Source organism: Ancylobacter koreensis (assembly GCF_023016525.1).
Classification (GTDB): Bacteria; Pseudomonadota; Alphaproteobacteria; order Rhizobiales; family Xanthobacteraceae; genus Ancylobacter; species Ancylobacter koreensis.
Map to the genome: position 1 here is coordinate 1 of NZ_JALKCG010000004.1, position 23,540 is coordinate 23,540.

Sequence of the window (23,540 nt, forward strand, 5' to 3'; positions counted from 1 at the left end):
AGGTGCGCGCTGAGCCGATGAAGCTCGCCCGCACCTTGGCGCCGATCTCCTCATCCTCCAGGCTGCGATGGCTGGGCTTCCGGCTGAGCCAGGCATGGAAGCCCGACCGCGACACATCCAGCGCTTCGCAAAGCCATGCCCAATCTTCAAACGAGGAGCCGCCAGATCCCCCGGTGCTTCGCAATGAACGCGAACCTCATGTCACGTCCTTCGCGAAGTAGGCTGCGGCCTTTTTTAGGATGTCACGCTCCGCCTTGAGTTTGGCGACCTCCCGCCGCAGCTTCTCGATCTCAAGCTGCTCCGGCTTCATCTGACCATGACCCGGAAAGGCCTGGCGGGGATCGAACGCCAGTTCTCGCACCCATCTGCGCAGCACGTTCTCGTGCACGTCGAGATCGCGCGCGGCCTGAGCCGCCGAGACGCCCCGCTCCTTGATCAGCCGAACCGCTTCAACCTTGAACTCCCGCGAAAACTTCCGTCGCTGCATCCGCCACCTCCGGCTTCATGAAACACCCAATCTCGGTGTCGACGAAACCGGCAGAAGGCCAGAAAGAGCGAAAGCGTAGGGGCCGAGAAAGCTCGGTTGCGAAACCAGCGGCATTGTCCATCCGCGACCCCTACCACCGGTGCTGCCCTGATCGGCGCACGTCGGCGTGATGGCGACGATATCCGCTATCAGGCCCCGGGCAGGTGACATTCTCGGCCCGGTCGGATGTCCAGGGACATTTGGGAACGGCGGTGCCTGAGACGAGCGGCAGCGCTAGCCGGCGAGCCGGTCCGTCGCGACGACCAGCCGGATGAAAAGACCCTCCGGCTTCCATTCGCGCTCAATCTCGCCACCTAGCTGGCCGCGCACGGTGGAGCGCGCGAGGAGGCTGCCGAAGCCGTCACCGTCGGGAGCGCGAGCGATCTGCGGGCCGCCACGCTCTCTCCAGGTCAGGACGAAGGTCGCTCCTTGATCCTCACAGCGGATGTCCATCCCTCCGCCCGGCACCGATAGAGCGCCATATTTGGCTGCATTCGTCGCGAATTCATGGAACAACAGGGCGAAACCGGTCACCGCGCCGCCAGCGACATCGATATCCGGCCCTTCGATTGTGACACGGGACCCAGGCTTCCCGTCGCATTCGTCATATGGCGACAGGATGGTGCGCATGAGCGTGTGCAGTGTCGTCCCTTGCTGCAATCGTGTGCTGGCCGTGGAGGTGTGCGGCACCGTCAGGGCATGTGCCTGCGACAGGGCGATCAGCCGCGACATGACAGCGGAGGCGAGATCGTCCACGCTCGTCGCCGACCTCCGGCTGAGGGAGACGATGCTGCTCGCCAGCGAGAACAGGTTCTTCACCCGGTGATCCATCTCCCGGATGAGAAGATGCTGCTGCTCCTCGGCGCGCCGCCGCTCGCTGATGTCCCGCGCGATCGTCGAGGCGCCCATGATCCGTCCGGAATGGTCCTGTATCGGCGAGACCGACAGCGAGATGTCGACCAGGCTGCCGTCCTTCCGGCGCCTCGTCGTCTCATAGTGCTCGATGCGCTCGCCGGCGCGGATGCGCGCCAGGATGTTCGGCTCTTCGTCGGGACGGTCGGCCAGCACGAGCATCGAAACCGATTTGCCGACGATCTCCTCGGCGGCATAGCCGAACAGCCGTTCGGCCCCGCCGTTCCAGCTGGTGATGATGCCATCGAGATCCTTGGTGAGGATCGCATCGGCCGATGTCTCGACGATAGCTGCCAGACGCTGGGCGGCTTCGTAGGCGACGGCGCGATCGGACATGTCCACCAGCAGGTTGACGATGCCCGTCAACGTCCCGCCGTCATCGAGCAGCCGCGTCGAGAACGCCAGGACGCTCATGCGCGATCCGTTCGGCACCTCGATGACGAGCTCATGTCCCCGGCCGGCCCGGCGCTCCGCGGGGGGCGCGGCCATCGGCGACTGTGCATAGGCCATAGGCCGACCATCCGGCCAGAAGAGCCTCCATGATCGCGCGAAGTCTCCCGTGCCCAGTTGCGGTTCCGTTGGCCAAAGATGCCGCGCCACCTCGTTGAAGAAGACGAGGCAGCCCGCCGCATCGGTCACATAGACGGCCTGGGGAAAAGCCTTCAGAAAGTCGTGTAGGCGCGTCTGCTCCCATCCGATCAAAACAGCGGACGGGTCGGCGGTCCCAGCGGGTGCCTCATATGCGCCATTGGCGCTTTCCGCCGAAGACCGAGACGACATAGCTGTCTCCCTGTTATTCGAGCCCGCCTCAGCTCAAAAGTGGCTTGCACGCGGAAATCGACAGGCGCCGTGCGGCCTTTGGCAGGTGATATGAACTCACCGCAGGCTGTCAACATATCGACCATGCCGGCTCAGCACCGTGTGATAGTGCTCACAACGGCCTGCCGCGCGACTAAAGGATCCAGCGGGGAAGAAGTTCGGGACCTTTCGCTGCGATGGCGCGTTCAGTCCAATTGCTCTTCCGCCTCCAACCGCACCGGTGCCGGGTCTCATGCGTACGCCAATCGCCGTGCTGGTCGTCGAGGACGAGGTGCTCGTGCGCATCGACATCGCCGATTATCTCTCCGGCCAGGGATTCGAGGTGCATGAGGCGGCCGGAGCCGATCAGGCTCTTGAGATCATGCAGGCCGTCCCGAACATCCGACTGCTCTTTACCGACATTGACATGCCGGGCAGCATGGATGGGCTGAAGCTCTCGGCGGCAGTGCGCGACCGCTGGCCTCCCGTACACATCATCGTCACGTCCGGACACAGATCCGTCGACGCCTCCGAGCTTCCTGCAGGGAGCGTTTTCTTCGCCAAGCCCTATCGGCAACGTGATGTCGCCAGGTCGATGCATGACTTGGTCGCTGGCGAATAGTTCCGAGGTGCCAACGTCTGGATCATGAAGATCGCCGCGCGCCGCTCGTCAGCGGCAAGGCGCTCCCATCGGAATTCCAAGCCTCTTGCCATTGTGCAATGCAGCACAATATTGCTGCATGTGCGTTGTTCCAATTCGTCGCCCGTCCGGGCGTCACAACAAAGGACGCCTCGCTTGCGAAACATCTCGGATGCGCTTGCCCGACTTGCAGTCCTGCGCGGGCAAAAGGGCACTTTCTCCGCCGATCCCGTCCATGCCGACCGGCTGTTGACGCTCACCACCTTCGGGACGAATCCTGGAGCGTTGAGGGCGCGCTTCTATCTGCCGCCCGGCATCCGTCCGGGTGCGCCGCTCGTCGTCGTGCTGCATGGCTGCACGCAGAATGCGGCGGGGTACGATCATCATTCCGGCTGGTCGGAGCTTGCCGATCGAGCCGGCTTCGCGTTGCTCTATCCGGAGCAGCGGCACGACAACAATCCGAACCTGTGTTTCAACTGGTTCCACCCGGAGGATACGCGGCGCAACCACGGTGAGGCTCTTTCGATCCGACAGATGATCGAGTCGATGATCCTTGCTCATGATCTCGACCGGAGCAGGGTCTTCGTCACCGGTCTATCGGCCGGCGGCGCCATGGCCAGCGTCATGCTTGCGACCTATCCGGAGGTGTTCGCGGCAGGTGGCATCATCGCCGGCCTCGCCTATGGCCGCGCCACGACGGTTCCCGAGGCGTTCAGCTGCATGCACGGCCATGGCCCTGCTTCCGACGCCGAGCTCTGGCGGTTGCTGCGCGAAGCGTCCGACCATTCCGGCCCGTGGCCGCGAATTACCATCTGGCAGGGTTCGGCCGATCACACGGTCGCTCCCTCCAACGCCGAGGACATCGCCGCGCAATGGCGCAGCGTGCACGGACTGGATGCGGCGGCGACGCGAACCGAAAGACAGGGCACGCGCTGGCGGCGGACCTGGTGCAACGGCGCGGGCGAGGCGGTGATCGAGCTCAACACGGTCGCTGCTATGGGCCACGGCACGCCGCTCGGCAACGAACTGGGCACGCCGGGGCCCTATATGCTGGACGTCGGCATCTCCTCGACCCGAGAGATTGCCGGGTTTTGGGGCCTCGTCGAGGCTGATGACGATCTATCGCCAGACGTCGGTCCAGATATGTCCGAAGCTTCTCGTGCCACTTTCCTTCCTCCAGAAACCCGCCTTTCAGGCATACGGGGTGCGGGAGCGAGTGGTCCTCAGGCACGTCCTGTCATCCATGGCTCGGCTCATGAGAGCTCCGTGCGGAAGATCATCGAAGATGCGCTGCGCAGTGCGGGTCTGATGCGCTGAGTCCGGGGGAACGGGCCTCCGCCGAACATGTGCACGCCGCCCAATGCAATCGGCAGTCGTTGCCGAAGACATCGCACGCAGCCCGGATGGCAGGGCCGCTCGCCCTCGAGACCGATCAGGTGGCGAGAGCCGTCGCGCAACCTTCGACGCCGCGGCGGTCAGGCGAAGTCTGGCCGGGCATGATCGCCCAGCCGCCTTCCTCGACGAACTGGCGCTTCTTGTAATTGTCGGGAAGCGCCTTGAACTCGGCGCGCTTCGCAGGCGCATCCGGCGCGGCGTTGAACCGCTCGGCGCAGATGGCAGATGCCAGCTCCCCGCGCGCGACATCGCCTGCGGTTGCGGCCTCCGCGCGTGAGGTGCCGCCGGTCACCCAGCCACCCCAGTTGAAGCCGATGATCATCGTGGCCGCCGCCGTGGCGACGCAGGCCCATACGAGGATCATCTTGGAGGGTCGATAGTCGTCAATGCGCTGGCTGAGTGATGTCTTGCGGCTGTCCTGCATGGCCATTGGAAGTCTCCTTGGCGAGTGATGGTGGATTCCGCTGTCCGACGCAGTTGGCCGGACGAGTCAGGCACTGCGTCAGGAGCCCATGCCGCCATTGCCGGCCGGCGAGGCGGTCTCCTTGACGGGAATGTCGGCGATCATCGCTTCGGCGGTGATCAGCAGCGCCGCGATCGAGCCGGCGTCCTGCAGGGCGGTGCGCACCACCTTGGCGGGGTCGACGATGCCGGCCTTGATCATGTCGACATAGGTCTCGGTCTGCGCGTCGAAGCCCTGGTTGTGATCCTTGCCGTCGGTGAGCTTGCCCACCACGATCGAACCTTCCACGCCGGCATTCTCGGCGATCTGGCGGATCGGCGCCTCGAGCGCCCTGAGCACGATCAGGATGCCGGCCGTCACGTCGGCATTGCCGCCCACCAGAGCGCGCAGGGTGGATCTGGCGCGCAGCAGCGCGACGCCGCCGCCAGGGACGATGCCTTCCTCGACCGCGGCACGGGTCGCGTTTAGCGCATCGTCGATGCGGTCCTTCTTTTCCTTGACCTCGGTCTCGGTGGCGCCGCCGACGCGGATCACCGCGACGCCGCCGGCGAGCTTGGCGAGGCGCTCCTGCAGCTTCTCGCGGTCGTAGTCCGAGGTGGTCTCCTCGATCTGCGCCTTGATCTGGGCGATGCGCGCCTCGATGGTCTTCTTCTTGCCGGCGCCGTCGATGATCGTCGTGGTTTCCTTCTCGATCAGCACGCGCTTGGCCCGACCGAGCATCTCGATGGTGACGTTCTCCAGCTTGATGCCGAGATCGTCGGAGATCATCTGGCCCGCCGTGAGGACCGCGATGTCTTCCAGCATGGCCTTGCGGCGGTCGCCGAAGCCGGGCGCCTTGACCGCCGCGACCTTGAGACCGCCGCGCAGCTTGTTGACGACGAGGGTGGCGAGCGCCTCGCCCTCGACGTCCTCGGAGATTATCAGCAGCGGTCGGCCGGTCTGCACCACCGCTTCGAGGATCGGCAGCAGCCCCTGCAGATTGCCGAGCTTCTTCTCGTGGATGAGGACATAGGGGTCCTCCAGCTCCGCGCGCATCTTCTCGGTGTTGGTGATGAAATAGGGCGAGAGGTAGCCGCGGTCGAACTGCATGCCCTCGACCACGTCGAGCTCGGTCTCGGCCGTGCGAGCCTCCTCGACGGTGATGACGCCCTCGTTGCCGACCTTGTCCATTGCCCTCGCGATCATCTCGCCGATATCGGCGTCGCCATTGGCGGCAATCGTGCCGACCTGCGCGATTTCGGCCGAGGACTCGACCTTCCGGGCGCGGGCCTGGATTTCCTTGACCACCGCGGCCACGCCGAGATCGATGCCGCGCTTGAGGTCCATCGGGTTCATCCCGGCGGCGACCAGCTTGGCGCCCTCGCGCAGGATGGAGGCGGCGAGCACGGTGGCGGTGGTGGTGCCGTCGCCAGCGAGGTCGTTGGTCTTCGAGGCCACTTCGCGCACCATCTGGGCGCCCATATTCTCGAACTTGTTCTCGAGCTCGATCTCCTTGGCGACAGTGACGCCGTCCTTGGTGATGCGCGGGGCGCCGTAGGCCTTCTCGATGATGACGTTGCGGCCCTTCGGACCGAGCGTCACCTTGACGGCATTGTTGAGCAGCTCGACGCCGCGCAGCATGCGGTCGCGGGCGTCGGTGGCAAAGCGGATTTCCTTGGCGGACATAGGGTTAGGTCCAGTTCGGTCTTGGGAGGCGGGAATCGGAGATCGGCCGTCAGGCGGCTTGCTGGCCCGTCGCTGCGGTCCTCTCGACGACGCCCAGGAGGTCGGCCTCCTTCATGATCAGGAGGTCTTCGCCGTCGATCTTCACCTCGGTGCCGGACCATTTGCCGAACAGGACGAGGTCGCCGGTCTGCACATCGAGCGGAACCAGCTTCCCGCTTAAGTCGCGCTGGCCGGGGCCGTGGGCGACGACTTCGCCTTGCTGCGGCTTTTCCTTCGCGGTGTCGGGAATAATGATCCCGCCCTTGGATACGAGACCGCCTTCCGAACGTCGGATGACGACGCGGTCGTGGAGTGGCCGGAATTTCATGGGGTTCTTTCTGCGGCCGGCGTAAAGGGGGGGCCGCAACGGCAATATAGCGCCTTTGGCACTCAGGCGATAGAACTGCCAGAATTGTAATTTCGTTGATGCGGTTCATTGAACCAGCCGGCCAACATTTCTATCGAGGAACAGGCGGATCCCAACAGAAAAACTGATGTGTTTGTCTGAATTTTTATTTTTCAGAATCAGCAGATGGGCGGCAGATATATTTCTGTTTGAGCGATTCTGCCTTGCTTGGAACGCAAAGAGGATGTATTTGTAAATTCTCTCGGGTGAGCTCTTCGCGGCGTCACCGACATTGACCGCGATCACCGTCAAGCTCTCAACAACCGATGCGTGGCGCCGAGCCGGCGCGCATATCGCGCTGTTCGGATCCTGAACGCTCCTGCGGACCGCGGATGTGGTGCCAGCATGGTCGTCCCGGTTCGAACAGGAGCGGCTTTCCATATCGGCTTGCGGCGCGCGTTCGCCATCGCCGGATTGGCCGCCGACCGCCACTGGCATTCGACATGGCAGGTCGCCGCTTGGTGCGGCTGGCCGCCATATCTCAAAGGACCTAAGCTATCATGACTGCTACAAGCACCCCGCAACGCAGTGCTCGCCCGATCCAAAGCGACGCCGCGATTCATCTCTTCACGATTGGCCAGACCGTCAGGCTCCGGGGCGGATACGGCGTCTTCACCTCCCGGTTTGGCGACATCTACCGCATCACCCGCATGCTGCCGCCGAGTGGGACTTCGCTGCAGTATCGCATCCGCAACGACAGCGAACTGCACGAGCGGGTTGCAACGGAGGACAGCCTGGAAATGGTTCGCCATGAAAAGGCGGACGAGGAATCCTCTCTGGCCGCAAGGACGTTCCGTGGCTGACCGCCTCTATCCCTGCTGCTGGAGAATGTGATGAAGATCGTGATCGAATTCTATCGCATCCGGAAGCAGGACGACGCGCATGCGGTGGTCGGTCGCGAAGCTATGGACGTGGCCGACCTCGACGCTGCCATCGAGATGGCACGGTCGCTGGCTCAGTCGCTCGACATGCCGCAGCGGCCCGATGCTCTGGTTATCTTCGACGAGAGCGGCCGCACACTTCATTCCTGCGCCTTCGACGCCGCTCTGGAGCAAAAGGAGAGGCCATCGCCGTGAACCGATCTGGTCTCATGCTCGCCCGGAGCGACACATCTGGAATCATGGCAGGGTCGTCATGACACTGGCGTTCCCCAATCCGAGCCGCAGCCTCGACACGGCGCGGAACGCCGTTCGGTTTACCGGCTATGATGGCATGTTCGAGGTTGCGTTCCTTGTCGACATCGGCGCGCTGGTGAATTCGGCCCCTGAGTTGTTCATGTCGGAGCCGTCGGAAACGGCATGCCTTTCCGCTTTCGACGCCCGGCGAACCTCCATCTATGCCGCCGCCGCCAAGGCCTATTCGAATGGCCGCCGCGCCCCATACATCCTCACCGCCGCCGACATCCGCTAGACGGATCGATGCTTCCAGGAATCCTTCATGCTAATCCGCTACGGCTATGAGATAACGCTGACCTGCCAGCAGCCGACCGCGCTTGTCTGCCTGCTGTCCGTCCATGAGGATCGCGCCGCCGATATCCGGGCGGATGAGACATTCTTCACCACGCCCGATGTCCCGACATCGACCTATCGCGATCTCTTCGGTAATCGATGCCGGCGGCTTGTCGCGCCCGCGGGCGACCTGACAATCTGGGGCGACGCCACGATCGAGGATGATGGCAGGCCGGATCCGATGCTACCGGCCGCTCGGGAAATGGCCGTCCCCGAACTGCCGGACGAATGCCTCGTCTATCTAATGGGTAGCCGCTACTGCGAAACCGACCGTCTCAGCCAGACGGCGTGGGACCTGTTCGGCACACTCGCGCCTGGCTGGGGCCGCGTGCAGGCGATCTGCGACTTCGTTCACAACCACATCCGCTTTGACTACATGCAGGCCCGCTCCACGCGAACGGCATTCGAGACGTTTCAGGAGCGCGTCGGCGTCTGCCGCGACTTCGCCCATCTCGCCGTCGCCTTCTGCCGCTGCCTCAACATTCCGGCCCGCTATGTGAACGGGCATCTCGGCGACATCGGCGTGCCGGTCGTCGATCCGATGGATTTCAGCGCCTGGATCGAGGTCTTTCTCGACGGCGCATGGCACACCTTCGATCCCCGCAACAACGTGCCGCGGGTCGGTCGGATCGTCGTCGCCCGCGGGCGCGACGCCGCCGACATACCGCTGATCAATTCCTTCGGGCCTCATGTTCTGAAGTCCTTTCGGGTGTGGACCTACGAGGTCCAGGGACTGTCATAGGCGCAGGGACCTCCGCTGGCGGCGATGGGAGCCCGGAGCAGGCTTGCCGAATGAACGAGAGCCTCGCGCGGCTTCCCAGAGAACCGGCTGACCGGTTCACCCGGCCTTTCATGCGCTTCCTGCGCATCGAGGCTATGACGGGCGTGATCCTGCTGCTGAGCACGCTCCTCGCACTGCTGCTCGCCAACACAGCATGGTCGGCCTCATTCCTCGCCGTATGGGATATGCCGGCGGGGATTCGGCTCGGCGAGATCGAGGTCTCGCGTTCGCTCAAGCACTGGATCAACGACGGGCTGATGACGCTCTTTTTCTTTGTCATCGCGCTTGAGCTGAAACGCGAACTGGTGCTTGGGGAACTGTGCATCCCGCGCGTCGCCGCCCTGCCTTTGGCGGCTGCCTTCGGCGGGATGCTGGTGCCAGCCGGGATGTTTCTGCTTGTTGTTGGCAGTGGGCCGGGCGCAAGCGGCTGGGGCACAGTCATGTCCACTGACACCGCCTTCGTCATTGGATGTCTGGCGATGCTCGGCTCGCGCATTCCGGAGAGCTTGCGGCTGTTCCTCCTTTCGCTGGCGATTTTCGACGACGTGGGTGCCATCCTCGTGGTGGCGATTGGCTATGGCGACACCTTGAACTGGGCCGCTCTTGGCGCTGCCGGGATCGGACTTGCCGTGGTTGCCGGAATCTCGCGTTTGGGGGTCCGCAACATTCCCGTCTATTTCGCGATAGGGAGCGGCATCTGGCTGGCGTTCGATGCCTCGGGCATCCACGCGACATTGACCGGGGTAATCCTCGGACTGATGACGCCGGCGCGGAGCTGGGTGAGTGACACACGTTTGCATGCGATCCTCGATCGCGTGGTCGCCTATCCCCCCGGCGACCACTGGAGCGGAGATGCCGCAGCACGCGGCGACCTCCATCGAGCGGGTGTCGCCACGCGCGAGGCGCTGTCGCCGATCGAGCGTCTGGAGATCGCTCTTCATCCCTGGGTGGCTTTCGCCGTCATGCCGCTCTTTGCCCTTGCCAATGCCGGCGTGCCGATGGCGGCGACAAGATTTGATGCCACTCTCACCAGTGCGATTGTCGCGGCCTTCGTGGTGGGCAAGCCCATCGGGGTGGTGCTCTTCAGCGTCGTTGCCGTGAAGCTGCGCTTGGGGATCCGTCCGCGCGAGCTGTCGTGGAGCCTGCTGGTGGCAGGAAGCCTGCTGACCGGGATCGGGTTCACCATGGCGCTTTTCATTGCCGAACTTGCCTTCGAGGCCACGCTTCTGGACTCGGTCAAGCACGGCATTCTCGGCGCCTCCATCATCTCGGCAGCAACCGGCTTCCTGGCGTTGAACTGGCTGACGTCTCGCAGAACGCCATAGCGCCATACGCGCGGCGGCTGACCGAAGGGTCGTGCTCCATTGCCTTTACGCCCAGACGGAAACCTCGACCGACATCGTTTCGAACGCATCGTTCATCCCGAAGAATTCCCCGATCACCGGCATCACATGCCGAATATCGCGGCCGACGGCGACCGGGATGAGGTTGACGCCGCCGACGTTGCGATTCGTTGGATCGAAAGTGATCCAGCCCGCTCCGGGTACATAGACCTCCGCCCAGGCATGGGTTGATCCCGAGCCCGTCATTCCCGCAAGCTCCTGGGAGGGATTGTACAGATAGCCCGAGACGATCCGCGCGCCGAAGCCCAGGGTCCGCACGGCCTCGACGAAGAGAACGGCCATGTCGCGGCACGATCCCCAGCCGCGTTCCAGCGTGTGGACCGGTGACTGCGTGCCCTCGTCGTCGCGGCTCTGATAGGAGATCCATGCCGCCACGCCGGCATTGATGTCCTTCAGCAGCGCAAGCGTGTCTGTAGGCACGCTCCGGACGAAAGTCCGGCTCCATGTTCGCAGCCGTTCTGTGAGATCGGAATATTGAGGCGTTGTCAGGGCACCAAGGTCCGTCCATTCGTCCGCGCTGTACTGGAAGGGATAGAAGATCGCCGATGCGGCGACATCGAATACCGGCCATGCGACCGCATCGAGCTCGATCTCGGCCCTGCTTTCGATGACGAGTTTGTCTGTCATCTCGTGGAAGGTCGCCGTTGCCACGATATTGCCGGCGACGTCATGGGCCCACGTCACGACCGCACCGGGGGTGATCGTCAGGTCGATCGAACGCAGACGAAGCTCCCGGCTCTCGCGGGGACGCAGCATCATCTGATGCGGCCGCAAGCTCACGGGCCTGTTGTAGCGATAGGTCGTGCTGTGATGAATCTTCAGGACGCTCACTGCATCTCCATTCAGTCAGCGGGACCTCTGCAGAACCGCTTGATGGCACGCGCCGAGGCCGCTTCCCAGCCTCGGATGGAGGGAAGATCGGGCCGGTATCCACCGCATGTGGCGCCCTGACGCTCGATTGCCAGAGATGGCCATAACGAGCGGGGCGAATAATGCGTCTAGTGGCAAATTACCGAATTCATCACAGGCAGGCAGCTGGTCTGTCGCCGAATAATTCCACAAAGAGAATATCAGCTGCTTAATTCGAACAATTTTTAATGTCATAACTATATTCAGCTTACCGTTGGCGGCGCCTAAACCTCGAAAACATCAATGATCCACGCCGAGATACGCGCTTGACGCGCGTGGATCTGGAGACACGATGCCTACGGCTGTCCAATGCGGCGCAGCGCAATCTGATGCAAAGAGCTGGATGGCCCGGCTGAACGGCTATCGGCAATCCGATCCGCGACGGAGCGTCTGGGAGCTGCTCATCACGGCCATTCCCTTCGCGCTCGCCTGGAGCGCCATGCTGACGGCGCTGAAGCTGGAGCAGTTCTGGCTCTACGCGCTCCTCATCATGCCAGCGGCCGGATTCCTGGTCCGCCTGTTCATGATCCAGCACGATTGTGGCCATGGCTCTTTCTTCGGCAATAGAAGCGGCAACGACTGGACCGGGCGGGCGATCGGCGTGCTGACGCTGACGCCCTATGATCACTGGAAGCGCAGCCATGCGATTCACCACGCCAGTTCAGGGAATCTCGACCGGCGCGGCATAGGCGACGTCGACACCCTGACCGTTCGCGAGTATCTGGCGCGCTCCCGCTGGGGGCGGATCCAGTACCGCCTGTACAGGCATCCCCTGGTGATGTTCGGCATCGGCCCGATCTATGTCTTCCTCCTGCAAAGCCGCCTGCCGCTCGGCTTTGTTCGCAAGGGCTGGGCGCCATGGGTCAGCACGATGACCACGAACCTCGCCGTCGCCCTCACGGCGGGCCTGCTCATATGGTCGGTAGGGATCGGGCCATTCCTGCTGGTCCATCTGCCTATCGTTTGCCTCGCGGCTGCAGCCGGTGTCTGGCTGTTCTACGTGCAGCACCAGTTCGAAGGCACACACTGGTCCGGGAATGAGGGCTGGGAATTCCACGAGGCCGCTCTGCACGGCAGCTCGCATTACGACCTGCCGGGCGTGCTGCGCTGGTTCACCGCCAACATCGGTATGCACCACGTGCACCATCTGTGCAGCCGCATTCCCTATTACCGCCTGCCGGAGGTGCTGCGCGACCACCCCGACCTGCGCGACATCGGCCGCCTGACGCTGTGGGAGAGCTTCGGCTGCGTGCGGCTGACGCTATGGGATGACCGGCAGCGGCGGCTGATCTCCTTCCGGGAAATGGGGCAGCTCTACGGATAGGCGGCCGGATTTGCGGACGTCACCAACGCGAATGAGACTTTAACCCCAGTGCACGCCGCATTGGGGCCTGGATCGGCGTCGACGCGTTCGCCGTGACACGGCTCGCCCTATTAATTTCCGTTCACTCGTAAACACGCCGTTTTTCCGGAGCGGGAATTGCTGATTCTGGAATTTGCGATTTAAAAATCCGATAGCCTTGTAATATTTTCGACTGATGCCATATTAAATCCGTCGATACACGGCAAGATGAACGTTCATCGCACGGAATATGTTTTCGTGCCGTTACGTCTCTTTTTCCTGAAAATGCGATTTCGACGGCCCACATTCGAGTGGGCAAGCTAGAATACAATCACGAAAGGTTTCCCATGACCACGGAAACCGTAAAATGGTTCAGTGCCCAGAGGGGCTTTGGATTCATTGCGCCAGATGACGGCGGGCGCGACGCGTTCGTTCACATCAGTGCATTGGAACGTGCCGGTCTGAGCGATTTGCGCGAGGGTCAGAAGGTGGGCTTCGAGCTCGTCGCTGACCAGCGGAGCGGCAAGACGAGCGCCGACAAGCTCCAGTCGCTGAGCTGATCGCAACGACGGAACCGGGTTCCCGAGTCGTCCATGTTCGATCGTCCTTGCCAAGTCGACCACGGATGTACTGGCGGCCTGAGCGAACGATATAGATGCGATCGGAAGGCGCCCGGCGCCTGTCAGCCCCGCGCCTCCACGAGGACGCGGGGCTTTTATTTCACCGGCGACGCCGCCGACGCAAAGATAAGGATCGAACCATGGCCAAGGGTCAGTTACGCGGCAATCGCGAAGCCAAGAAGCCGAAGAAGATCAAGGAGCCTGTGGCGGCACCTACCCTCGTCAAGGGGACGCCGGTGTCCATTGGATCACCTAAGAAGAAGGGTTGAGCCATGGGCATGCGTACTCGGGAAACGACGGTCACGTTCAGGCATCCGTTCAAGCTGAGCACGATCGACCGTTCGCAGCCTGCCGGGACCTATCGGGTGGTGATCGATGAGGAAGATATCCCCGACATCACCTTTCTGGCCTATCGGCGTTCCGCGACGATGCTGCACACACCCGCGATCGCCGCCGCCGGCTCCATCCAGGTTTTTACGGTCAATCCCGACGAACTGGCGAAGGCGCTGGACGCCGACCTGAGAACGGGATCTTGCGTCTAACCCAGGGACACATCGGGCATGGACTATCTCGGCGGACTTCGTGGCACCGGCCGTCTCGTGTACGGGAACGCGGCGGTCGCACGGACGCAGTATGATTTCGACGGGTATCTCTCAAATGGCGGCCAGGTGACGAGTTGCGGCGAAATCCGCCTGCCGGCTTCCGTGCTCAGGGAATTATTCGGCCGCGCGGACCTTAAGCTGCAGACCGCCGACGGCCGGTGGCTGCGGCTTCGTTTTTCCGAGAAGCGCTTGCCATCGAGCTGTAACGGCGCCGCGCACGTCGATGTAGCGGGCGATCTGCCGGCAGCCGCCGAATGGCGTCGCCGGTCGGCATGGAACGCACCCCAGCCCACAGGGCCGGACCGGCCCTCGATCCCCCCGCTCCATGCCAGGGGCGCGCGCGGTTAGGCACGCCGGAGAAACGGCATCTGGCTTGGAACGCCGTTCACATGCCTCTCGCCCCACCCCGGTCCGGAAGGCATCCATGAATCCGATCACTGATCTTCGTCGCTACGGATCGCAGCTTTCACTAACGCGGGGCCGCGCTTGGCAGGGCTCGGTGTGGAATGATACCTCCCCCATCCGCGAGGAACTCTTTGGCGCCGAGCGACTGGAGCAGCATGCCCGAAGCCTGGCCGCGGCTCAAACGGTTACCGCGCGCCCGCCATCCGTCCCCTCTCTCCATGCCCGCCTGAAAAACAACGCCGGCGTGCTGCTCGCGGCCTATCGGGCGACGGCCGTTGATGCGGAAGCTGGACGCGCCGTGGTGCCGGCCGCCGAATGGCTGCTCGACAATTATCACCTTATCGAGGAACAGATTCGCGAGATCCGCGACGACCTGCCGCCCGGCTATTACCGGCAATTGCCGAAGCTCGCCAGCGGACCGTTCGCCGGCTATCCTAGGGTTCTAGGCCTCGCCTGGGCTTATATCGCCCACACCGATAGCCATTTCGATCCCGAGATGTTGCGCCGCTTCATCGCGGCCTATCAGCAGGTCGAGCCGCTGACCATCGGCGAGCTGTGGGCGGTGGCGATCACGCTGCGCATCGTACTCATCGAGAACCTGCGCCGGCTGGCCGACCAGATCACCGCCGGACGTCAGTGGCGTCGGGAAGCTGATCTGCTGGCCGACCGGCTTCTCGCCTCGGATGAGGCGCGTGCCGCGCTCGACGCGGACATCCTGCTCCGCTCGCCCGAGCCGCTGGACGAGGTTTTCGCCGCACAACTGGCCAAGCGGCTCCGGGATCAGGACCCCCGGATAATGCCGGCGCTCGGATGGCTGGAAACACGGCTGCGAGCCCAAGGCGCTTCCGCCGAGAGCGTGGTCCAGCACGCCCAACAACGACTCGGCGCTTCCAACGTCAGTGTGCGAAACGTCATCACCAGCATGCGGCTGATCTCCGACATCGACTGGGCCGATCTCTTTGAGAACGTCAGCCTGATTGATGATCGACTGCGGGCGGGCAGTGCCTTCGCCACGATGGATTTCGCCACACGCAACCTCTACCGCAGCGCCATCGAGCAACTTGCCCGCGGCTCCCCGGCGTCCGAGCTCGACATCGCAGGGGCAGCGCTGCAGGCGGCGGCGTCCGCGGCTTCCCAGGCGGCCGAGCCGGCGGGCGATCCCGGCTATTATCTCATCGGCACTGGGCGGAGCGTGTTCGAGCGCACGATCCAGTTCCGTCCGCCGGTCCGACTCCACCTCAGCCGACTCAGCATACGCCTCGGCATCGGCGGTTATATCGGTACTATCCTCGTCGTAACCTTCGGCCTTGTCGCGCTGGCGTCCTGGGCGCTCTGCGCGGCCGGCCTCTCAAGCGGTTGGCTCACGCTGTTCGCTCTCGCCGGCTTTATCCCGGCGAGTGAGGTGGCGAGCGCCCTGGTGAACCGAGGCGTGGCATGGATGTTCGGCGCCACCATCCTGCCCGGCCTCGAACTCGCGGGCGGCGTCCCGAGCTCCCTGCGTACCCTTGTCGCCGTGCCGACGCTACTCACCAGCGGGGCCGATCTTCAGGAACAGGTCGAAAGGCTCGAGGTCCATTTCCTCTCCGGCGCCGGCGGCGATCTCACCTTCGCCCTGCTGTCGGACGGCATCGACGCCGATTGCGAGACCCTGCCGGGCGACGCGCCGCTGTTGGAGCTCGCCGCGCAGGGGATCGAGCAACTGAACCTGCGCTATGGCCCCGGCCCGGCCGGCGACCGCTTCCTCCTGCTGCACCGCCATCGCCGGTTCAATCCGGGCGAAGGCAAATGGATGGGGTGGGAGCGCAAGCGCGGCAAGCTGCATGAGCTCAACCGCCTGCTGCGCGGAGCGGACGACACCTCCTTCATGGCCGTTGGCGGGCGCCCCCCGCAGGTCCCGGCGGATGTGCGCTACGTCATCACGCTCGATGCCGACACGCGCCTGCCGCGCGATGCCGCGCTGCGGTTGGTCGGCAAGATGGCGCATCCGCTCAACCGGCCGAAATTCAGCGCCGCCGAGCAACGAGTGGTTGGCGGCTACGGCATCCTCCAGCCGCGGGTCACGCCTTCGCTGCCGATTGGCCGCGAGGGTTCGTTCTACCAGCGAGTGATTTCCGGCGGCGGCGGCATGGACCCTTACGCAGCGGCAGTTTCCGATGTCTATCAGGACCTGTTCGGCGAGGGTTCCTACACCGGCAAGGGCATTTATGACATCGATGCCTTCGAGGCCGCTATGGCTGGGCGTATCCCGGAAAATGCGCTGCTCAGCCACGATCTGTTCGAGGGTGTGTTCGCCCGCGCCGGGCTCGCCTCGGATGTCGAGGTGGTCGAGGAATTCCCCGCGCGCTACGACGTCGTCGCCAAGCGCCAGCACCGGTGGATGCGCGGCGACTGGCAGTTGCTTCCGTGGATTGTCAGTAAGGGGTCGGCGCGGCGTGGGCTTACACCGGTTGGCCGCGGGAAGATGCTCGACAATCTGCGACGCTCCGCGCTGGGCCCGAGCACCTTGCTCGCGCTGGGCGCGTGCTGGCTGTTCACCATGCCGGCGGCACTGATCGGCACGCTTCTGGTCATTTCCACCCTCGCAGTTCACGCCTTCCTGCCGGTCCTGTTCGCCTTGCTTCCGCGCCACCCCGACATACGCATACGCAGCCACCTCGTGCAGTTGCTGGCCGATGTGCGGCTCGCCGCTTCCCAGACATTGCTGTCACTCACCTTTCTCGCCGATCAGGCATGGCGGGCGGGCGATGCCGCGATCCGCACATTGCTGCGGCTGTTCGTGACGCGCCGGCATCTCCTGGAATGGACGACAGCCGCCAAGTCCTCGGCTGGCCCGCGACTGGATGTCCTCGGCTTCTATCGGCAGATGGCCGGTGGCATCGTGCTCGCCCTCGTTCTCGCGGTGGGTGCCCTCGCTTTGGCGCCGTCCTCGTGGCCGCTCGTCCTTCCCCTTGCCTTACTCTGGCTTGGTGCGCCCCTCATCGCGCTAGGCGCGAGCCGCTCGCCAACCATGCCATTGCGTCTGGCGATTGGGGATACCGAAGCTCGCGACCTGCGCCTGATCGCCCGGCGCACCTGGCGCTTCTTCGAGACCTTCGTCACCCCGGCCGACAACATGCTGCCGCCGGACAATTTCCAGGAAGTCCCCAAGCCGGTCGTCGCGCGCCGGACCTCGCCGACCAATATCGGGCTTTACCTACTGTCGGCCGTCGCCGCCCGCGACTTCGGCTGGACCGGCACGATCGAGACCATCGAGCGGCTGGAAGCGACGTTCGCCACCTTGAAAAGGCTGCCCCGCTACCGTGGGCACTTCTTCAATTGGTACGGGACAGAGAACCTCGCATCATTGCCGCCCGACTATGTCTCGTCGGTCGACAGCGGCAATCTCGCCGGCCATCTCATTGCGCTGGCCAATGCCTGCGAGGAGTGGACGGATGCCCCCGTCGGCGTGAGCGCGCGCGCGGGCATTCAGGACGCTCTCGCCCTGGCGCGCGAGGCGATGACGGCCCTGCCCAGCGCAAGCAGCCCGCAGGGACTGGCGCTGGCGGCGGCCCTGGACGAGATCGAAGCTCAGCTGAACGGCGTGCAGGCATTGGAAGCGACGGCCCCGGCGCTCAAGCGGCTCGCCGACAAGGCCGCGAGGATCGCGAAGGAAATCAATCCCGCGACGGGCGACGAGGGTTCCACCGACATCGCCTATTGGGTCGAGGTGCTTGGCAGGGCGGTGAGCGAACATGAGCGCGACCGCCTCCAGCTTCTGGCCGCGCCGGTCGCCACGCGGGACCGCCTGACCGCGCTGGCCGACACGGCGCGGACCATGGCGATGGAGATGGACTTCGCCTTCCTGCTCGATCCCGAGCGGAAGCTGCTTTCCATCGGCTATTCGCTCACCGAGAACGGCCTCGACCCGAGCTGCTACGACCTTCTGGCGTCCGAAGCGCGGCTCGCCAGCCTGTTCGCCATCGCCAAGGGCGATGCGCCGACCCGCCACTGGTTCCGGCTCGGCCGGCTTGCGACGCCGCTCGGCAATGGCTCGGCGCTGATCTCGTGGTCGGGATCGATGTTCGAGTACCTCATGCCGTCGCTGGTGATGCGGGCGCCGGCCGGCAGCGTGCTCGAACAGACCAACCGCCTCGTGGTCGAGCGCCAGCAATCCTATGCGCGGTCCCTGGGCGTGCCGTGGGGCATGTCCGAGTCCGCCTACAATGCGCGCGACATCGAGTTCACCTACCAATATGCCAATTTCGGCGTGCCCGGCCTCGGCCTCAAGCGCGGCCTCTCTGAGAGCGTCGTCGTGGCGCCCTATGCCACCGGCCTCGCCAGCATGGTGAATCCCGAGCGCGCACGGCAGAACTATGCCCGTCTCGCCGAACTGGGCGCGCAGGGCCGCTACGGCTTCTACGAAGCGCTCGACTTCACCCGTTCGCGGCTTCCGGAAGACGAGGACGTCGCCATCGTCCGCAGCTTCATGGCCCATCACCAGGGCATGACCATCGTCGCCATCGCCAACACGCTGCTGGGCGGCGAGATGCGTGCCCGCTTCCATCGCGAGCCGATGATCCGGGCGAGCGAACTGCTGCTTCAGGAACGCTCGCCGCGCGACGTGGTCGTGGCCCGTCCCCGCGCCGAGGAGGTTCGGGCCGCGGCCGTCGAGGCCCGCAGCGAGGGGGCGATGGTGCGCCGCCTGACCGCGCCCGCTCCCGGGGCGCCGATTACGCATCTGCTCTCCAATGGTAGCTACGCCGTCATGATGACCGCGGCCGGCAGCGGCTACAGCCGCTGGGGCGACATCGCGGTCACGCGCTGGCGCGAGGACGCCACGCGCGACGACTGGGGCTCCTTCATCTTCCTGCGCGATATGAGGGGCGGCAGAGTCTGGTCCGTCACTACGCAGCCGATGGCTGACGCTGCAGGTGAAAGCGACGTGGTGTTCGGCGAGGACCATGCCGAGTTCATCCGTCACGATGTCGGCCTGACCACGGCGATGGATGTCATCGTCTCCGGTGAGCACAATGGCGAGGTTCGGCGCGTCTCGCTGACAAATAGCGGCCGGCGGACCCGCGAGATCGAGCTGACCTCCTATGCCGAGCTTGTCCTGACCACGCCGGCCGCCGACAATGCCCACCCGACCTTCGCCAAGATGTTCGTCGAGACCGAGCATCTGCCCGAGTTCGGTGCCCTTGTTGCCACGCGGCGGATTCGGGCGCCGGGCGAGCCGCAGATATGGGCGGCGCATTTCGCGGTGGTGGAAGGCGAGGTCGCCGCCAATCCGCAATACGAGACCGACCGCGCCCGCTTCATCGGCCGCGGGCGCAGCGTCGGCAGGGCCCAGGCCACGGCGGGCGGCCGGCCGCTCTCGAACACCGTGGGCACGGTGCTGGACCCGGTCTTCTCGCTGCGCCAGAGCGTGCGCATCGCGCCGGGCAAGGTCGCGCGTGTCGCCTTCTGGACCGTCGTCGCGTCCTCGCGGGCGGAGCTGCTCGATCTGATCGATACCCATCACGACCGCAACGCGTTCGACCGGGCCAAGACCCTGGCGTGGACACAGGCACAGGTCCAGCTTCGACACCTCGCCGTGGATGTGGAGGAAGCCGCCGACTTCCAGCGGCTCGCCGCGCCGCTGCTCTATGCCGACCGGCGCTTCAGGTCGCCCTCCGAGGCGATCATGCGCGGTGCCGGCCCGCAGTCCGGCCTCTGGCAGCATTCCATCTCCGGCGACCTGCCGATCGTGCTGCTGCGGATCGACGATGTAGAGGATATGGCGCAGGTGCGCCAATTGCTGCGCGCGCATGAATATTGGCGCATGAAGCGTCTCGCGGTTGATCTGGTCATCGTCAACGAGCGCGCCTCCTCCTATGTGCAGGACCTGCAGATCGCCATCGAGGCGGCGGTTCGGATCAACGCGTCGCGTCCGCTGCTCGACAAGGAACCGGCGCAGGGTTCCGTCTATGTGCTGCGTGCTGATCTCATGAGTGTGGAGTCGCGTGCGCTTCTGCGCTCGGTCGCCCGCATCGTCCTTTCGGCGCGGCGCGGCACCATCGCTGCCCATCTCGCCCGCCTGGGCCAGCCGTCGAATTCCCCGCGCGCCCGGCGTCGGGCGCGCGCCTTGACCTCGATGCACGGTCCCGTGCCGCGGCACGAGCCACCTGCGCTCGAATTCTTCAATGGTCTGGGCGGCTTCGACAACGATGGGCGGGAATATGTGACCATCCTAGGGCCGGACCAGGTTACGCCCGCGCCTTGGATCAATGTCGTGGCCAATGCCGGCTTCGGCTTCCAGATATCCGCGGAGGGCAGCGGTTACAGCTGGGCGGAGAACAGCCGCGAGAACCAGCTCACGCAATGGACCAACGACGCCGTCGTCGACCCCGTGGGCGAGGCGATCTATATCAGCGACGAGGTGAGCGGCGATCTGTGGAGCCCGACCGCGCAGCCGATCCGCGACGAGGGCATCTATGTCGCGCGGCACGGCTTCGGCTACAGCCGCTTCGAGCATGAGGCGAACGGCATCGCGCTCGACCTGCTGCACTTCGTGCCGCTCGGCGATCCGATCAAGATTTCCCGATTGAAGCTCACCAACCTGTCGGGCCGGCCGCGCAAGCTCTCCGTTACCGCCTATACGGAATGGGTGCTCGGCACCTCGCGCGGAGCCTCCGCTCCCTTCATCACCACGGAGATCGATGAGAGGAACGGCGCGATGCTGGCGCGCAATCGCTGGAGCGCCACGTTCGGCTCCCGCGTCGCCTTCGCCGATCTTGCCGGGCGGCAGACAGCGTGGACCGCGGACCGCACCGAATTCTTCAGCCGCGATGGCGGACCTGCATCACCTCTCGGCCTTGCGGGCAATGCGCCGTTGTCCGGGGTGACCGGCGCGGGCCTCGATCCGTGCGCCGCCTTGCAGACGGTGGTCGAGCTCGGCATCGGCGAGACAATCGAGGTCGTCTCGTTCATCGGCCAGTGCGGGTCGGTGGAGGAGGTGCGGGCGCTGATCGCCCGCTATCGTCAGGCCGACCTCGATGCCGTCCTTGCCGCCGTGACGGCCCATTGGAACGCGGTGCTCGGCACCGTCCAGGTGAAGACGCCGGACCGGGCGATGGACATCATGCTGAATGGCTGGCTGCTCTACCAGACGCTCGCCTGCCGCATCACCGCACGCTCGGCTTTCTATCAGGCGAGCGGCGCCTATGGTTTCCGCGACCAGTTGCAGGACGGCATGGCGCTGACGCTGGCGCTGCCGGCGGAGACGCGCGGCCATATAGTGCGCGCCGCAGGGCGACAATTCGTCGAGGGCGACGTCCAGCACTGGTGGCTGCCGCAATCGGGCCAGGGCGTGCGCACCCGTATCTCGGACGATCATGTATGGCTCGCCTTCGCCACTGCCACCTATATCGACAGCTCGGGCGACGCCACGATCCTCGACGAGCCCGTGCCCTATCTCGACGGACCGCAACTGCTACCGGAGGAGCACGAGCATTTCTTCCAGCCGATGCCGGCGGACGAGACCGCCTCGCTATTCGAGCACTGCGCCCGCGGTCTCGACCATGCGCTTTCCCTCACCGGCGAGCTTGGCCTGCCGCTGATGGGCACCGGCGACTGGAACGACGGCATGAACCGCGTCGGCGAGGGCGGCAAGGGCGAGAGCGTCTGGCTCGGCTGGCTTCTGATCCGCACCATCGAGTTGTTCGCACCGCTGGCGGAAGCGCGCGATCCCGGGTGCGCCCGGCGCTGGCGCGCGCATGCGGCGTCGGTGCGGCGGGCGCTGGAGCGCTCGGCCTGGGACGGGGAATGGTATCGGCGCGCGACCTTCGACGACGGCACCTGGCTCGGTTCGAAGGATAGCGGCGAGTGCCGCATCGATTCCATCGCGCAATCCTGGGCGGTGCTGTCGGGCGCCGCCGATCCACTGCGTGCTGCCACCGCGATGGCCTCGCTAGAGCGCCATCTGATCCGCACCGAGGAGCAACTCGCCCTGCTGTTCACCCCGCCCTTCGACCGGACGCCGCTCGAGCCCGGCTACATCAAGGGCTACCCGCCGGGCCTGCGCGAGAATGGCGGGCAATACAGCCATGCTGCCATGTGGGCGGTTCTCGCCTTCGCCAAGCTGGGTGCGGGAGACAAGGCGCATCATCTCTTCGCCCTGCTCAATCCGATCAACCATGCGCGCACGCCCGACGAGGCCGAGCGCTACAAGGTCGAGCCCTACGTGGTCGCCGCCGATATCTACTCCGTCGCCCCCCATGTCGGGCGCGGCGGCTGGACCTGGTACACCGGCTCCGCTGGCTGGATGCATCGGGCCGGCATCGAGGGCATTCTCGGCATCCGGCGGAAGGGTGATTTCCTTGTCGTCGCTCCCTGCATCCCAGCGGCGTGGCCGGGATTCAAAGCGACGGTGAGGCTGGGCGAAGGGGTATACCAGATCGAGGTTCGTGCTATTGCCGAAGATGAGGACCCATATTCGTTACTCGACGGCGTTCGCATCCCGGCACCGGATAGATCGGCTCGTATTCCCCTCAACGGCGCGAGTCACGACCTCCTGATGTACATCTGACGAGACAAGTACCTGAAAAACTGTCCCGTCGATCCCGATGACCATCGTGTCGGCCGACGATTTCGAAAATTTCGTCATCTTCATTCTGAGGAACAGGCCGGCCACAATCCGACCGCCGCATCATTCGAATATGAATGTCAGAGCATCCACCCCACGCCGTTGAACTCATTCGTTAACCGGAGGCATTTGCGCCTACTACATTCACCACTGTCAGGTAGCTTTCGGCCGCTACAAGAAGTTCGCCTGATAGCTGGCCGCCATCAGCAACACATGCGCTTCAAGCGGCGGCAGAGGCTCGGTAGTCTTTGAGCGTGAAATTTTTACATGAGAAATTTCAGCTCGTTACCTACATTGCGAACAATCGAGTGGAAGATTGAGACTCCTCCGAACGCCGCCAAATCCGTGCTGGGCTCGGTCTTCACGTAAATCGTGTCGTTTCGCGCCGGAGGCTCGCGCCCGTTCCCGGTCGGACGAGCGGTGCATCAACTTCCAGGTGATGTCGGCGAGAGGGAGACCGTACAGGCGGCCTCACTCTGTGCGCCGCCCCTTCGCAAGGTCCCCTGGCAATTCTGTGAGCCTCC

19 protein-coding genes and 1 pseudogene are annotated in these 23,540 nt (G+C 64.5%); 13 read left to right on the plus strand and 7 right to left on the minus strand.

What is annotated here, in order from left to right; translation table 11 throughout:
* A pseudogene (locus MWN33_RS11485) lies at positions 1 to 487 on the minus strand (transposase); the annotation flags it as partial.
* 273 nt (positions 488 to 760) lie between these two features.
* Complete coding sequence (locus MWN33_RS11490) at positions 761 to 2,218, minus strand: PAS domain S-box protein (RefSeq protein ID WP_247200795.1); 1,458 nt, start codon at positions 2,216 to 2,218, stop codon at positions 761 to 763.
* 271 nt (positions 2,219 to 2,489) lie between these two features.
* On the opposite strand from MWN33_RS11490, the gene MWN33_RS11495 reads away from it, so the two are divergent.
* Both MWN33_RS11495 and MWN33_RS11500 read left to right on the plus strand, forming a co-directional pair.
* Positions 2,490 to 2,858, plus strand: coding sequence for a response regulator (locus tag MWN33_RS11495; protein ID WP_247200798.1), 369 nt, complete (start codon positions 2,490 to 2,492; stop codon positions 2,856 to 2,858).
* A 174-nt stretch (positions 2,859 to 3,032) separates the two neighbouring features.
* A complete protein-coding gene (locus tag MWN33_RS11500; RefSeq protein WP_247200799.1) occupies positions 3,033 to 4,193 on the plus strand; it encodes an extracellular catalytic domain type 1 short-chain-length polyhydroxyalkanoate depolymerase in 1,161 nt (386 codons plus the stop codon).
* A gap of 115 nt (positions 4,194 to 4,308) precedes the next feature.
* Here MWN33_RS11500 and MWN33_RS11505 read toward each other — a convergent pair whose 3' ends face one another.
* From MWN33_RS11505 to MWN33_RS11520, 4 genes are all read right to left on the minus strand, one after another.
* Positions 4,309 to 4,701, minus strand: a complete 393-nt coding sequence (locus MWN33_RS11505; RefSeq protein WP_247200802.1) for a hypothetical protein — start codon at positions 4,699 to 4,701, stop codon at positions 4,309 to 4,311.
* Positions 4,702 to 4,773: 72 nt separating this feature from the next.
* On the minus strand, positions 4,774 to 6,399 hold the full coding sequence (groL, locus tag MWN33_RS11510) for a chaperonin GroEL (RefSeq protein ID WP_247200805.1): 1,626 nt from the start codon (positions 6,397 to 6,399) through the stop codon (positions 4,774 to 4,776).
* Between the two features lie 49 nt (positions 6,400 to 6,448).
* On the minus strand, positions 6,449 to 6,766 hold the full coding sequence (locus tag MWN33_RS11515) for a co-chaperone GroES (protein WP_247200808.1): 318 nt from the start codon (positions 6,764 to 6,766) through the stop codon (positions 6,449 to 6,451).
* Positions 6,767 to 6,871: 105 nt separating this feature from the next.
* Positions 6,872 to 7,276, minus strand: a complete 405-nt coding sequence (locus tag MWN33_RS11520; protein ID WP_247200811.1) for a hypothetical protein — start codon at positions 7,274 to 7,276, stop codon at positions 6,872 to 6,874.
* A 68-nt stretch (positions 7,277 to 7,344) separates the two neighbouring features.
* Here MWN33_RS11520 and MWN33_RS11525 point away from each other — a divergent pair, with 68 nt between their 5' ends.
* Genes MWN33_RS11525 through nhaA form a run of 5 tightly spaced genes read left to right on the plus strand, consistent with a single transcriptional unit; the run spans position 7,345 to position 10,458 of the window.
* Positions 7,345 to 7,647, plus strand: coding sequence for a hypothetical protein (locus MWN33_RS11525; protein ID WP_247200813.1), 303 nt, complete (start codon positions 7,345 to 7,347; stop codon positions 7,645 to 7,647).
* Positions 7,648 to 7,677: 30 nt separating this feature from the next.
* Complete coding sequence (locus tag MWN33_RS11530; protein ID WP_247200817.1) at positions 7,678 to 7,920, plus strand: hypothetical protein; 243 nt, start codon at positions 7,678 to 7,680, stop codon at positions 7,918 to 7,920.
* 58 nt (positions 7,921 to 7,978) lie between these two features.
* On the plus strand, positions 7,979 to 8,254 hold the full coding sequence (locus MWN33_RS11535) for a DUF1488 family protein (protein WP_247200820.1): 276 nt from the start codon (positions 7,979 to 7,981) through the stop codon (positions 8,252 to 8,254).
* Between the two features lie 27 nt (positions 8,255 to 8,281).
* The gene (locus MWN33_RS11540) at positions 8,282 to 9,094 is read left to right on the plus strand and encodes a transglutaminase-like domain-containing protein (protein ID WP_247200823.1); all 813 of its coding nucleotides are present in this window, start codon (positions 8,282 to 8,284) and stop codon (positions 9,092 to 9,094) included.
* Between the two features lie 50 nt (positions 9,095 to 9,144).
* Positions 9,145 to 10,458, plus strand: coding sequence for a Na+/H+ antiporter NhaA (gene nhaA, locus MWN33_RS11545; RefSeq protein WP_247200826.1), 1,314 nt, complete (start codon positions 9,145 to 9,147; stop codon positions 10,456 to 10,458).
* A 45-nt stretch (positions 10,459 to 10,503) separates the two neighbouring features.
* Here nhaA and MWN33_RS11550 read toward each other — a convergent pair whose 3' ends face one another.
* Positions 10,504 to 11,367: a transglutaminase family protein gene (locus tag MWN33_RS11550; RefSeq protein WP_247200829.1), complete on the minus strand. Its 864-nt coding sequence runs from the start codon at positions 11,365 to 11,367 to the stop codon at positions 10,504 to 10,506.
* Positions 11,368 to 11,737: 370 nt separating this feature from the next.
* Here MWN33_RS11550 and MWN33_RS11555 point away from each other — a divergent pair, with 370 nt between their 5' ends.
* The 6 genes from MWN33_RS11555 (at position 11,738) to MWN33_RS11575 (ending at position 22,959) form a co-directional block, all read left to right on the plus strand.
* Complete coding sequence (locus MWN33_RS11555) at positions 11,738 to 12,769, plus strand: fatty acid desaturase (RefSeq protein ID WP_247200832.1); 1,032 nt, start codon at positions 11,738 to 11,740, stop codon at positions 12,767 to 12,769.
* A gap of 365 nt (positions 12,770 to 13,134) precedes the next feature.
* On the plus strand, positions 13,135 to 13,347 hold the full coding sequence (locus tag MWN33_RS11560) for a cold-shock protein (RefSeq protein ID WP_247200834.1): 213 nt from the start codon (positions 13,135 to 13,137) through the stop codon (positions 13,345 to 13,347).
* A gap of 200 nt (positions 13,348 to 13,547) precedes the next feature.
* The gene (locus MWN33_RS19070) at positions 13,548 to 13,676 is read left to right on the plus strand and encodes a hypothetical protein (RefSeq protein ID WP_281493743.1); all 129 of its coding nucleotides are present in this window, start codon (positions 13,548 to 13,550) and stop codon (positions 13,674 to 13,676) included.
* A gap of 3 nt (positions 13,677 to 13,679) precedes the next feature.
* The gene (locus MWN33_RS11565) at positions 13,680 to 13,949 is read left to right on the plus strand and encodes a hypothetical protein (protein ID WP_247200837.1); all 270 of its coding nucleotides are present in this window, start codon (positions 13,680 to 13,682) and stop codon (positions 13,947 to 13,949) included.
* A gap of 18 nt (positions 13,950 to 13,967) precedes the next feature.
* Positions 13,968 to 14,357, plus strand: a complete 390-nt coding sequence (locus MWN33_RS11570; RefSeq protein ID WP_247200839.1) for a hypothetical protein — start codon at positions 13,968 to 13,970, stop codon at positions 14,355 to 14,357.
* Positions 14,358 to 14,433: 76 nt separating this feature from the next.
* A complete protein-coding gene (locus tag MWN33_RS11575; protein ID WP_247200843.1) occupies positions 14,434 to 22,959 on the plus strand; it encodes a GH36-type glycosyl hydrolase domain-containing protein in 8,526 nt (2,841 codons plus the stop codon).
* The last annotated feature ends 581 nt before the right edge of the window (positions 22,960 to 23,540 follow it).

Excerpts from the sequence above, each read along its gene's own strand:
- MWN33_RS11530 (WP_247200817.1), top strand. The coding sequence starts at position 7,678 with ATGAAGATCGTGATCGAATTCTATCGCATCCGGAAGCAGGACGACGCG.
- MWN33_RS11570 (WP_247200839.1), top strand. The coding sequence starts at position 13,968 with ATGGACTATCTCGGCGGACTTCGTGGCACCGGCCGTCTCGTGTACGGG.
- MWN33_RS11525 (WP_247200813.1), top strand. The coding sequence starts at position 7,345 with ATGACTGCTACAAGCACCCCGCAACGCAGTGCTCGCCCGATCCAAAGC.
- MWN33_RS11555 (WP_247200832.1), top strand. The coding sequence starts at position 11,738 with ATGCCTACGGCTGTCCAATGCGGCGCAGCGCAATCTGATGCAAAGAGC.
- groL (WP_247200805.1), bottom strand. The coding sequence starts at position 6,399 with ATGTCCGCCAAGGAAATCCGCTTTGCCACCGACGCCCGCGACCGCATG.
- MWN33_RS11535 (WP_247200820.1), top strand. The coding sequence starts at position 7,979 with ATGACACTGGCGTTCCCCAATCCGAGCCGCAGCCTCGACACGGCGCGG.
- nhaA (WP_247200826.1), top strand. The coding sequence starts at position 9,145 with ATGAACGAGAGCCTCGCGCGGCTTCCCAGAGAACCGGCTGACCGGTTC.
- MWN33_RS11575 (WP_247200843.1), top strand. The coding sequence starts at position 14,434 with ATGAATCCGATCACTGATCTTCGTCGCTACGGATCGCAGCTTTCACTA.
- MWN33_RS11560 (WP_247200834.1), top strand. The coding sequence starts at position 13,135 with ATGACCACGGAAACCGTAAAATGGTTCAGTGCCCAGAGGGGCTTTGGA.
- MWN33_RS11490 (WP_247200795.1), bottom strand. The coding sequence starts at position 2,218 with ATGTCGTCTCGGTCTTCGGCGGAAAGCGCCAATGGCGCATATGAGGCA.
- MWN33_RS11505 (WP_247200802.1), bottom strand. The coding sequence starts at position 4,701 with ATGGCCATGCAGGACAGCCGCAAGACATCACTCAGCCAGCGCATTGAC.
- MWN33_RS19070 (WP_281493743.1), top strand. The coding sequence starts at position 13,548 with ATGGCCAAGGGTCAGTTACGCGGCAATCGCGAAGCCAAGAAGCCGAAG.
- MWN33_RS11515 (WP_247200808.1), bottom strand. The coding sequence starts at position 6,766 with ATGAAATTCCGGCCACTCCACGACCGCGTCGTCATCCGACGTTCGGAA.
- MWN33_RS11540 (WP_247200823.1), top strand. The coding sequence starts at position 8,282 with ATGCTAATCCGCTACGGCTATGAGATAACGCTGACCTGCCAGCAGCCG.
- MWN33_RS11565 (WP_247200837.1), top strand. The coding sequence starts at position 13,680 with ATGGGCATGCGTACTCGGGAAACGACGGTCACGTTCAGGCATCCGTTC.
- MWN33_RS11495 (WP_247200798.1), top strand. The coding sequence starts at position 2,490 with ATGCGTACGCCAATCGCCGTGCTGGTCGTCGAGGACGAGGTGCTCGTG.